At 61.4% G+C, this 11,138-nt stretch carries 9 protein-coding genes; 4 read left to right on the plus strand and 5 right to left on the minus strand.

All coding sequences use genetic code 11. The annotated features are described in order from the left end of the window. Nucleotides 1-57 precede the first annotated feature (57 nt). From ptsP to tadA, 4 genes are all read left to right on the plus strand, one after another. Nucleotides 58-2,586, plus strand: coding sequence for a phosphoenolpyruvate--protein phosphotransferase (ptsP, locus tag F8N44_RS28855; protein ID WP_150652711.1), 2,529 nt, complete (start codon nt 58-60; stop codon nt 2,584-2,586). 2 nt (nt 2,587-2,588) lie between these two features. Beyond that, nucleotides 2,589-2,879, plus strand: coding sequence for a PTS transporter subunit EIIB (locus F8N44_RS28860; protein ID WP_150652712.1), 291 nt, complete (start codon nt 2,589-2,591; stop codon nt 2,877-2,879). A gap of 118 nt (nt 2,880-2,997) precedes the next feature. Next, nucleotides 2,998-4,374: a multicopper oxidase family protein gene (locus tag F8N44_RS28865; RefSeq protein WP_150652713.1), complete on the plus strand. Its 1,377-nt coding sequence runs from the start codon at nt 2,998-3,000 to the stop codon at nt 4,372-4,374. Continuing rightward, the gene (gene tadA, locus F8N44_RS28870) at nt 4,374-4,874 is read left to right on the plus strand and encodes a tRNA adenosine(34) deaminase TadA (protein ID WP_150652714.1); all 501 of its coding nucleotides are present in this window, start codon (nt 4,374-4,376) and stop codon (nt 4,872-4,874) included. The genes F8N44_RS28865 and tadA overlap by 1 nt, the downstream gene beginning before the upstream one ends. A 269-nt stretch (nt 4,875-5,143) precedes the next feature. On the opposite strand, the gene cmoB is transcribed toward tadA, so the two are convergent. The 5 genes from cmoB to lon all read right to left on the minus strand — a co-directional run bounded on the left by cmoB (nt 5,144) and on the right by lon (nt 10,724). Further along, nucleotides 5,144-6,100, minus strand: coding sequence for a tRNA 5-methoxyuridine(34)/uridine 5-oxyacetic acid(34) synthase CmoB (gene cmoB, locus F8N44_RS28875; protein WP_150652715.1), 957 nt, complete (start codon nt 6,098-6,100; stop codon nt 5,144-5,146). After that, the gene (cmoA, locus tag F8N44_RS28880; RefSeq protein WP_175559565.1) at nt 6,097-6,876 is read right to left on the minus strand and encodes a carboxy-S-adenosyl-L-methionine synthase CmoA; all 780 of its coding nucleotides are present in this window, start codon (nt 6,874-6,876) and stop codon (nt 6,097-6,099) included. The genes cmoB and cmoA overlap by 4 nt, the downstream gene beginning before the upstream one ends. 126 nt (nt 6,877-7,002) lie before the next feature. Further along, nucleotides 7,003-7,647 (minus strand): lysoplasmalogenase, encoded by a 645-nt coding sequence (locus F8N44_RS28885; RefSeq protein WP_191630969.1) that lies wholly within the window; start codon nt 7,645-7,647, stop codon nt 7,003-7,005. A gap of 2 nt (nt 7,648-7,649) precedes the next feature. Further along, the gene (locus F8N44_RS28890) at nt 7,650-8,042 is read right to left on the minus strand and encodes a protease inhibitor I42 family protein (protein WP_007916811.1); all 393 of its coding nucleotides are present in this window, start codon (nt 8,040-8,042) and stop codon (nt 7,650-7,652) included. Between the two features lie 264 nt (nt 8,043-8,306). After that, nucleotides 8,307-10,724, minus strand: coding sequence for an endopeptidase La (gene lon, locus F8N44_RS28895; protein ID WP_034153561.1), 2,418 nt, complete (start codon nt 10,722-10,724; stop codon nt 8,307-8,309). Nucleotides 10,725-11,138: the final 414 nt, after the last annotated feature.

Raw genomic sequence — 11,138 nt, forward strand, 5'->3', positions numbered from 1 at the left:
GCTGATGGAGCGTCGCGCTCCATCAGCACTTCAAAGCATAAAACTGCAGGTGACGTCATGGCCACACCCCAACCATTGCAACTGCTGGCTCCTTTGTCCGGTGTCCTGATGGCGCTCGATCAAGTGCCCGATCCAGTGTTTTCCGGGCGCGTGATAGGCGACGGTCTGTGCATCGATCCGACCTCGTCGACCCTGTGCGCGCCTTTGGCCGGGGTCATCAGCAACGTGCAGGCCAGCGGGCATGCGGTGAGCATCACCGATGACAATGGTGTGCAGCTGTTGATGCACATCGGCCTGGATACGGTGAACCTCGGCGGGCAAGGTTTCACTCGTCTGGTCGAAGAGGGGCAGCGGGTTGCCGCCGGGCAGGCGCTGATCGAGTTCGACGCCGATTACATCGCCCGACATGCGCGCAGCCTGATGACGTTGATGCTGGTGGTCAGCGGTGAGCCGTTTACCTGGCTGGGCGCGTCGAGCGGACGGGTCGAAAGCGGCCAGCCGTTGCTTGAACTCGCCAGCACGCAGGCATTCAGCGAGCAAGCAGTCGCGGCAGAAGGTCTGGTGGTTTTCTCGCAATCGTTGAAACTGCCCAATGCCAATGGTCTGCACGCGCGCCCGGCAGCGGTGTTCGCGCAAGCGGCAAAGGGCTTCACGGCAAAGATTTACCTGCATAAGCAACAGGCTCAGGCCAATGCCAAATCCCTGGTGGCGATCATGGCGTTGCAGACCGCGTTTGGTGACAGTGTGCAGGTCAGTGCTGTCGGTGCAGATGCAGACGCTGCAATCAATATACTGACCCGCTTGCTGGCCGAGGGCTGTGGCGAAACGGTAGCAGCAGTGGCACCTGTCGAGGTGGTTGAAGTCGAGACGCTGACGCTTCTGCGTGGGGTCTGCGCATCACCCGGTTCGGCGTTGGGCCAAGTGGTGCAGATCAGCGAGCCGGTCTTCGACGTCAGCGAGTTCGGCGGCGGAGCAGACGTCGAGCGCGAGGCCTTTGCCAATGCGCTGATCGAAGCGGATCTGGCCTTGCAGCATTTGCGTGATACCGCCGCTGGCGAGGCCGAAGCCGAGATCTTCAAGGCGCATCAGGAACTGCTCGAAGACCCGGGTCTGCTCGATCAGGCCCAAGCGCTGATCAGTGCGGGCAAAAGTGCGGCATTCGCCTGGCGCTCGGCCACGGACGAGACGGCGGCGATGTTTCGGCAGCTGGGCAGTGCGCTTCTGGCTGAACGGGCGGCGGATCTGACCGATGTCGGGCGTCGCGTGCTCAAGCTGCTGTTGGGTATTGGCGAACAGGCGCTGGAGCTGCCGTCAGGGAGCATTCTGATCGCCGATCAACTGACGCCGTCGCAAACTGCCCGTATCGATACCAGCAAAGTGTTGGGTTTTGCCACGGTCGGTGGCGGTGCGACCAGTCACGTGGCGATTCTCGCCCGCGCCTGTGGCCTGCCGTCGATCTGCGGGCTGCCGGTGCAAATGCTCGCGCTGAGCAACGGCACTCAGGTACTGCTCGATGCCGACAAGGGCGAGTTACACGTGCATCCCGACCCTGCGGCGATCAAGCAATGGCAGGTACGGCACGCGCAACAGCATCTGCGCCATGAGCATGAGCTGGCCAATGCAACGCTCGCCGCGCGAACCCGTGACGGCCATCACGTGGAGGTGTCGGCCAACGTCGCCTCATTGTCTGAAACCGAGCAGGCCATGGCTTCGGGGGGCGCGGGCGTCGGCCTGCTGCGTTCGGAGTTTCTCTATCTGGGCCGCAACCACGCGCCGAGCCATGACGAACAGGTCGCCACTTACAGTGCGATCGCTCGCTGCGTCGGATCTGCACACAATCTGGTGGTGCGCACCCTCGATGTCGGCGGCGACAAACCGCTGGCCTATGTGCCGATGGACAGCGAAACCAACCCGTTCCTGGGCGTGCGCGGCATTCGTTTGTGTCTGGAGCGCCCGCAGCTGTTGCGTGAGCAGTTCCGGGCCATGCTTGGCTGCTGCGATCTGACGCGCTTGCACATCATGTTGCCGATGGTCACGCAACTGTCGGAGCTGCGTCTGGCGCGGCAGATGCTCGATGAGGAGGTGCTGGCGCTGGGGCTGATTGAACGGCCGAAGCTGGGGATCATGATCGAAGTGCCGGCCGCAGCACTGATGGCGGACCTGTTTGCGCCGCTGGTGGATTTCTTCTCGATCGGCACCAATGACCTGACGCAGTACACCCTGGCCATGGATCGCGATCATCCGCGCCTGGCCAGTCAGGCGGACAGTTTTCATCCATCGGTCTTGCGTTTGATCGCCATGACCGTGAAGGCTGCGCACGCCCATGGCAAATGGGTCGGGGTGTGCGGGGCGATGGCCTCTGAACGTCTGGCGGTGCCGCTGTTGCTGGGGTTGGGCGTGGACGAGCTGTCGGTGAGCGTGCCGATGATTGCACCGGTCAAGGCAACGGTGCGCGAGCTTGCGCTGGCGGATTGTCAGATCATCGCGCAACAGGTGCTTGGTCTGGAAAGCGCCGGGCAGGTGCGCGAGGCGTTGCAGCTGTTTCACGAGGCAACCGTCGATACTTTACGGGTTTTGGAGAACTGAACATGTTCGATCAATTGCAGAAGGCATTCTGGAAGGCCCTTACCCCGGATCTGGTCGCGGACACACCGAAAGCACCGGCCGAGCCGACCGACGGATTGAGCAGCGACATTGTCGCGGCGCTGGGCGGTGTGGACAACCTCCAGTCCCAGCAACCGCTGGCGTTAACGCGGGTGCGGGTTGTTTTGCGTGATGTGTCGAGCATGGACCAACAGGCGTTGAGCGCCGCCGGTGTCGCGGGTGTGATGCCCTTGGAGGGCGGTGTGGTGCACTTGATTACCGGGCTGCGGCTTTAAGCCGACCGCTGGCGTGCGGCCTCAGGTCGCCCTTACTGTTTCTCAACCGCAGGTGTATCGTATTCGCCTTTTACGGGCCTTCAGGGGTCTGTCGCTGATACGTGAGGTAGTTGAGTTCATGTCCTTTACCCGTCGCCAAATCCTCGGTGGCCTGGCCGGTCTTGTTGTCGTTGGTGTCGGGGCGGGGGGCGCGTCGCGTTATTGGCTCGGGAAAATGGCCGACGCTGAGGCGGGCCACGACTATGAGCTGATCGCCGCACCGCTGGACGTCGAACTGGTACCGGGGCACAAGACCGAGGCCTGGGCATTCGGCCCGTCGGCGCCGGGCACCGAGTTGCGCGTGCGTCAGGGTGAATGGCTGCGGGTGCGCTTCATCAACCATCTGCCGGTGGCGACGACCATTCACTGGCACGGCATCCGTCTGCCGCTGGAAATGGACGGCGTGCCGTACGTGTCGCAACTGCCGGTGTTGCCGGGCGAGTACTTCGATTACAAGTTCCGCGTACCGGATGCCGGCAGTTACTGGTATCACCCGCACGTCAGCAGCAGCGAAGAACTCGGGCGCGGGCTGGTCGGGCCGCTGATCATCGAAGAGCGCGAACCCACCGGTTTCAAGTACGAAAAGACCCTCAGCCTGAAAAACTGGCACATCGATGACGAAGGCAATTTCGTCGAATTCAGCATCCCCCGTGAAGCAGCGCGTGGCGGCACGGCGGGGCGCTTGTCGACGATCAACGGTGTGCCCTTGCCGGTCATAGATCTGCCGGCCGGGCAGATTACTCGAGTGCGGTTGCTCAACCTCGACAACACGCTGACTTACCGCATCAACATTCCCGGCGTCGACGCGAAGATTTACGCGCTGGACGGCAACCCGGTCGAACCGCGGCCATTGGGCAAGGAATACTGGCTCGGTCCGGGCATGCGTATTTGTCTGGCGATCAAGGCGCCGGCGGCGGGTGAAGAGCTGTCGCTGCGCAACGGGCCGGTACGTCTGGGCACGCTGCGTTCGGTGGCCAATAACGATGCGCCGACTGACTGGCCGAAAGCACTGCCGGCCAACCCGGTAGCAGAGCCGGACCTGGCCAAAGCCGAGAAACTCAACTTCAATTTCGAATGGGTCGGTTCGGTGTCGGTCGATGTCGACAACGGGCGGCCGCCGAGCCTGTGGCAAATCAACGGCAAGGCTTGGGACATCACCGACAAGACCTGCGCCGATCGACCGATCGCCAGCCTGAAACTGGGTCAAAGCTATATTTTCGAACTGAAGAACATGACTCAGTACCAGCACCCGATCCACCTGCACGGCATGAGTTTCAAGGTGATCGCGTCGAACCGGCACAAGATCATTCCGTACTTCACCGACACCTATTTGCTGGGCAAGAATGAGCGCGCGCAAGTGGCGCTGGTGGCTGATAATCCGGGGGTGTGGATGTTCCATTGCCACGTGATCGACCACATGGAAACCGGCCTGATGGCCGCCATCGAGGTGAAGTGATGCGCCAGATTCGCCCTGCCGCGATCATCGACCGCAGCCGTGATCGCGACTTCATGCGCGAAGCCCTGACCCTCGCCGCACAAGGCGCAGCGCTCGGTGAAGTGCCAGTGGGCGCAGTGCTGGTGCAGAATGGCGAAATCATCGGGCGCGGCTTCAATTGCCCGATCAGTGCCAGTGACCCGAGTGCCCACGCGGAAATGGTCGCTATCCGCGCGGCCGCTCAAGCGGTGGATAACTATCGGCTGCCGGGCAGCACCCTGTATGTGACGCTGGAACCGTGCAGCATGTGCGCAGGCTTGATTGTGCATTCGCGGGTGGCGCGGGTGGTGTATGGCGCGTTGGAACCCAAAGCGGGGATCGTGCAGAGTCAGGGGCAGTTTTTTACCCAGGGCTTTTTGAATCACCGGGTGTTGTATGAAGGTGGGGTGTTGGCGGAGGAGTGTGGCGCGGTGTTGACCGAATTCTTTCGCGCCCGAAGAGCAAAAAGCCCCTCACCCTAACCCTCTCCCAGAGGGAGAGGGGACTGACCGAGCTGGATGGGCGAGGTTCGCCGACCTGAGTTATCGAGTCGAACTCAAGTTTTGAAAAGCTCAACGATCAGCTCCCTCTCCCAGAGGTACAGGGGACTGACCGGATTGGATGGGCTAAGTCCGTCGACCTGAGATTCCGAGTCGAACTCAAGTTTTGAAAAGCCCAAAGATCAGCTCCCTCTCCTTGGGGAGAGGGCTGGGGTGAGGGGTGGGCTCACTGCGGTGATCGGGAAAAATGCTTACTTTCTGGCGACAATTACCGCACGCATCGGCGCTGGCAGGCCCTCGATGGTTTTGCTGTGATCCTCGGGATCAAGGAAATCACTCAGCGACTGATACTTCATCCACTCAGTCCCGCGCTGTTCTTCGACCGTCGTGGTGCTCACATCCACGCAGCGAATATCGGTGAAACCGGCGCGACGCAGCCACAACTCCAGCGCCGGCACCGACGGCAGGAACCACACGTTGCGCATTTGCGCGTAGCGATCTTCCGGCACCAGCACCTGATGCTTGTCGCCTTCGACCACCAGCGTTTCCAGCACCAGCTCGCCGCCCTTGACCAGGCAATCCTTCAGCGCCAGCAAATGCTCGATCGGCGAGCGGCGGTGGTAGAACACGCCCATGGAAAACACCGTGTCGAAACCTTCCAGATTCGGCGGCAGGTCTTCGAAGGGGAACGGCAAGTGCCAGGCATTCGGCTCGGACAGGTAACGCTGCACCGCCTGGAACTGGCAGAAGAACAACCAGTTCGGATCGACCCCAATCACACTGTTCGCGCCGGCACCGAGCATGCGCCACATGTAGTAGCCGTTGCCGCAACCGACGTCGAGGATGCGTTTGCCCTTCAGGTCCAGATGCGGGGCGACGCGCGACCATTTCCAGTCCGAACGCCATTCGGTGTCGACGTGCACTCCAAACAGATCGAACGGCCCTTTGCGCCACGGCGACAGGCCCATCAATGCGGTGTGCATCTGCGTGCGGGTTTCATCGTCGCAATCGGTGTCGAGTTTCAAACCGTTGAGCAGATCGATTTCGCTCGGCTGAATCTTCGGCAAGGCATCCAGCGCACTTTGCCAGCGCTCCAGATCGCCGTGGCCCTTCTCCATTTTCTTGTCGAGTTGCGCCTGCAGGGTGTTGGCCCATTCGGCCAGCGGTGTGCCGGCCAGACGGCGAGCGAGGGGGGAGAGATCAATCATGGCAAGGCAATCAACGAGGCAAAGTTAAGACACTGGAACCACGGCACGACTTTCGAGAACCCGGCAGCTAGCAGGCGTTCGCGGTGTTCTTCGAGGCTGTCGGGCTTCATGACGTTTTCGATGGCGCTGCGCTTCTGGGCGATTTCCAGTTCGCTGTAGCCGTTGGCGCGTTTGAAGGCGACGTGCAGGTCGGTGAGCAGCGCGTGTTCTTCGGCATCGTTGAAGCGCAGCTTCTCCGAGAGAATCAGCGCGCCCCCCGGCAGCAGCGATTGGCGAATGCGCGAGAGCAACGCGGTGCGCTGATCCGGGGCGATGAATTGCAGGGTGAAGTTCAGCGCCACCACCGAGGCTGGCTGGAAATCGAGGGCGAGGATGTCGCCTTCGATCACTTCCACCGGCAGCAACTCCTGGAACATCGAGTCCTGACCGTTGAGATATTCGCGGCAGCGTTCGACCATCGCGGCAGAGTTATCCACAGCGATCACCCGGCAGCCGTCGGTGCGCACGTGACGGCGCAGGGCTTGAGTGACCGCACCCAGCGATGAACCGAGGTCGTAGAGCACGCTGTTCGGCTGGGCGAACTGCGCGGCGAGCACGCCGAGGTTCTCGACGATGGTCGGATAACCCGGCACCGAGCGCTTGATCATGTCCGGGAACACCCGCACCACGTCTTCGTTGAAGGCGAAGTCGGGTACCTGGGCCAAGGGCTTGGCGAAAATGCGATCGGGTTCTTTGCTCACGGCGGTTCCGGCGGTGTCGGTGGAAAAGGCCGGCATTTTAGCCAAAAGGGCGCGGGGATGCTTGGGTTGTCTGATAAAGCGGCAAATCAAAAGATCGCAGCCTGCGGCAGCTCCTACATGGGAATGCGGTTTTCTGTAGGAGCTGCCGCAGGCTGCGATCTTTTAAAGGCTAGCGCGTTTGCTTTGGGAGAACGCGGAGGCCGCAATGCCCCACTGGCCCAGCCAGTAGCTGAGGATGATGACGTACGGCGCGGCGTGGAATGGCGAGACGAAGCGATCAATGCCGATCACGCTGTCCGAGAACACAAACGCCAGCGCACCGCCCGCCGCCAGCAACGCCGAGCGTTTCGGCACATCGGTGCCCAAACGGGCCAGCGCGCGCCAGAGCATCGCGCTGATCGCCGTGCCATAAACAATCACCGGCACCAGCAATGGCCCAAGACCGCTGGAAATCAGAAGACCCAGCAGCACCGCGCCCACTCCGAGGGCAAGTACCAGCGGCAAAATCGCCAGACGCTTGCAGTCACTCAGATAAGCCTTCAGATAAGCCAGATGCGCGATCAGAAATGCGCCAAGTCCGAATACGAACAGGTCGCCCGGCCATGCCAGCAACACATCACCGAGCAACGAGAAAATCAGACCGAGGCTGATCCAGCGTCGATAGTCGCTGGGCGGTGCATCATGCAGCCAGCCGAGCAATGCCAGCACCGGCAGCGGTTTGACCAACAGGCAGAGCAGCGCCGCATGGGTGCTGACACCGTAGAGAAACGTCACCGCGCCCATCAGCGCCAGAATCAACCAGCCCACGATCAGTTAACCGAAATGGCGCAGTCAAAGGTTTCCACTGGCAGCACTTCCGGTGCCCACGGTTGTTGCGAAGTCAGGCGCAGGCGCCCGGTGCCGGGGGCGAAGGCCTGGAAGCGCCAGGTAGACAAACCTGCAGCACCAACGACACCAGCATCTTCCGGATTGCTGTAAACCTCAGGACTGAGCGCGCGCAGAACGCCGCCGGCGGAATCCTGAATCGCCCAGCGATAACCCGTGGTCGGGTTACTTGGCAGCATGATGATGAGGTTTTGCCCGTTTGTGAGCCGTACGGGGCATTCGCTTTGTTTTTCCACGGTCACGTTATGTTTCGGTTGCGTGGCGCAGGCGGCCAGCAACGAGAGGGCGAGGGGGAGAAACAGGCGAGTGGGGGACATAAGGTCAGCGGCTCCGACGTTGGCGACGAACGGCGAGCATAACTGAAGATGAGACAAAGTGTGACAACGCCAAGCCCTCACCCTAGCCCTCTCCCAGGGGGAGAGGGGACTGATCGTGGGATATTGGCGAGGTACGCCGACCTGAGCGTGCGTCAGCGAATCCATAATCGACCCGGTGTTTCAGGTCGGTGCATAGCGCTAGACAGCTCGGTCGGCTCCCTCTCCTGGGGGAGAGGGCTGGGGTGAGGGGCTACCGGCTACCGGTCAGAACAGTACCTTCGCCACATCGGCAAACCGCTTGGCGAAATGCACGGTTATCCCTTCCTTCAGATAATCCGGCAACTCCTCAAAATTCCCCCGGTTCGGCTCCGGCAAAATCAGCTCGAAAATCTTCTGCCGCCGCGCTGCAATCACCTTCTCGCGCACGCCGCCAATCGGCAGCACATGGCCGGTCAAGGTCAGTTCACCAGTCATCGCCACGCCTTTTTTCGGTGGCTGATTACGCGCGAGCGAGAGCAGGGCGCTGGCCATGGTCACGCCGGCGCTCGGGCCGTCCTTCGGTGTCGCGCCTTCTGGCACGTGCAGGTGGACGAAGGCTTCGTCGAAGAACTTCGCGTCACCGCCGAACTGTTTCAGGTGCGAGCTGACGTAGCTGTAGGCGATCTCCGCCGATTCCTTCATCACATCGCCCAGTTGCCCGGTGAGTTTGAAGCCACGGTTGAGCGTATGAATTCGCGTCGCTTCGATCGGCAGGGTCGCGCCGCCCATGCTGGTCCAGGCCAGACCGGTGATGACGCCGGTGCCGGACAGCACCTGTTCGTTGCGGAACACCGGATGACCCAGTGACGCCTCCAGATCTTTCGGCCCGAGCTTGATCACCGCTTTCGGTTCGTCGATCAGTTTCATCACCGCTTTGCGCACCAGTTTGCCCATTTGCTTTTCCAGCTGGCGCACGCCGGCTTCACGGGCGTAACCGTCGATCAAGGCTTTGAGCGCGGTGTCGCTGATGCTCAGGCTGCCTTTCGACACGCCAGCCTTCTCCAGCAATTTCGGCCACAGGTGACGCTTGGCGATGGCGACTTTTTCTTCGGTGATGTAGCCCGACAGGCGAATCACTTCCATCCGGTCCAGCAGCGGGCCGGGAATCGAATCCAGGGTGTTGGCGGTGCACACGAACAGGACTTTCGACAGGTCCATGCGCAGGTCGAGGTAGTGGTCGAGAAATTCGACGTTCTGTTCCGGGTCGAGGGTTTCCAGCAGCGCCGAGGCCGGGTCGCCCTGGTAGCTCTGGCCCATCTTGTCGATCTCGTCGAGCATGATCACCGGGTTCATCACTTCGACGTCTTTCAACGCCTGGACGAGTTTGCCCGGCTGCGCGCCGATGTAGGTGCGGCGGTGGCCCTTGATCTCGGCTTCGTCGCGCATGCCGCCGAGGCTGAAGCGGTAGAACGGCCGGCCGAGGGATTCGGCGATGGATTTGCCGACGCTGGTTTTACCCACGCCCGGCGGGCCGACCAGCAGCACGATGGAGCCGCTGATTTCGCCTTTATAAGCACCGACGGCGAGGAATTCGAGGATGCGATCCTTGATGTCGTCGAGGCCGGCGTGGTGTTTGTCGAGAATTTTGCGTGCGTGCTTGAGGTCGAGTTTGTCCTCACCGTAGACGCCCCACGGCACCGAGGTCGCCCAGTCGAGGTAGTTGCGGGTGACCGCGTACTCCGGCGAGCCGGTCTCAAGGATCGACAGCTTGTTCATTTCTTCTTCGAGGCGCTTCTGCACCTGCGCCGGCAGGACTTTGCCTTCGAGGCGTTGCTCGAACTGTTCGAGGTCGGCACTGCGGTCGTCCTTGGTCAGGCCAAGTTCCTGCTGGATGACCTTGAGTTGTTCCTTGAGGAAGAACTCGCGCTGATGCTCGCCGATCTTGCGGTTCACTTCGGCGGAAATTTCTTTTTGCAGGCGCGCGACTTCGACTTCCTTGCGCAGCATCGGCAGGACTTTTTCCATGCGCTTGAGCATCGGCACGCAGTCGAGCACGGCTTGCAGCTCAGGGCCGGTGGCGGAGGTCAGAGCGGCGGCGAAGTCGGTCAGCGGCGACGGATCGTTGGGGCTGAAGCGGTTGAGGTAGTTTTTCAGCTCTTCGCTGTACAGCGGGTTGAGCGGCAGCAGTTCCTTGATCGCGTTGATCAGCGCCATGCCGTAGGCCTTGACCTCGTCGGTCGGCTCGGTGGGCTGATGCGGGTATTCGACTTCGACCAGGTACGGTGGGCGGTGGTGTTTGAGCCAGGTCTTGATGCGTACGCGGCTGAGGCCTTGGGCGACGAATTGCAGTTTGCCGTTTTCGCGGCTGGCGTGGTGGACTTTGACCAGGGTGCCGTATTGCGGCAGGGCGCCGGTGTCGAAGTGGCGCGGGTCTTCCTGGGGCGTGTCCATGAAGAACAGGGCCAGGGAGTGGTGTTCGGATTTGCTGACCAGTTCGAGGGTTTCGGCCCAGGGTTCTTCGTTGACGATGACTGGCAGGACTTGCGCCGGGAAGAACGGGCGGTTGTGGATCGGGATGATGTAGACCTTGTCCGGCAGGTTCTGGCCGGGCAGGGCGAGGCCTTTGCCGCTGGAGGTGTGTTCGATGTGTTCGGCTTCGGTGTAGTCGTCGGGGTTTTCCGGGAATTCTTGCTGGTCGCTCATGGGGCACCTGCGCAATGGGGTATGGGTCTTAGATGGGGCAGGGTTTGGGTGGTTTCAATGGGGGGCGGTGTTTCTGCTTGTGTGTTCAGGGTTTTGACAGGGTTCACGCTTTTGACTTGGCGGCCTTTGGGCCGACCATGTTCTTTGGGGTTTTGGGTGTATATCCGTTGCTGCGGGTGTTGCTGATCAGGGTTCCGCCCTTACGGCGGGTCACTTTTTCCAGGCGCCGAAAAAGTAACCAAAAAGGCTTGCTCCTACGTGCGGCCCGCTCGCTGGGGCTCGGGGTTCCTTCGCTGCGGGATCGATCCGGGCGCAGCGCCTACGGTTTGCTTCGCTGCACCTCCTCTCGCTGTGTTTGGCTGCGCCAAACGGTCGCTGCGCTCCCACGCCCGGATCAATCCCTCCACTCAGCCT

Source organism: Pseudomonas fluorescens, assembly GCF_902497745.1.
Taxonomy (GTDB): Bacteria; Pseudomonadota; Gammaproteobacteria; order Pseudomonadales; family Pseudomonadaceae; genus Aquipseudomonas; species Aquipseudomonas fluorescens_BM.